Annotated in this window: 1 pseudogene; it reads right to left on the minus strand. The window is 42.5% G+C overall.

Annotation, left to right across the window (positions count from 1 at the left end):
- Positions 1-292: pseudogene (locus DC53_RS0120815) on the minus strand (transposase); the annotation flags it as partial.

Consider the following 292-nt stretch of genomic DNA (forward strand, 5'->3'; position numbering starts at 1 on the left):
GCAAGGGCTGCTTCATCTAATAATGCTTGAGACGTAAAGCGCCCCTCCCAAAAGCGGCCTGTGCAATTATCTTCTTTATTTGCTCTGCGGGCTATATCTTCATTTAGTAACCGCATAAACCAGCTAATACTGGATAGGCGCTCGCGGTATTGGTTTACTGTTTGGTTAAAAAAGATAAGTTCAGCTTTACTTAGCTTTTCGCCCTGTATGTATTTTTGTGTAAGAGCGGTGCCTTTACACAGCTTATGCCAGCGAATAACAATCGCTTTATCATTCAGCCTATTCGCTTTCA

Origin of the sequence: Pseudoalteromonas fuliginea (genome assembly GCF_000690055.1) — a bacterium.
GTDB lineage: Bacteria > Pseudomonadota > Gammaproteobacteria > Enterobacterales > Alteromonadaceae > Pseudoalteromonas > Pseudoalteromonas fuliginea.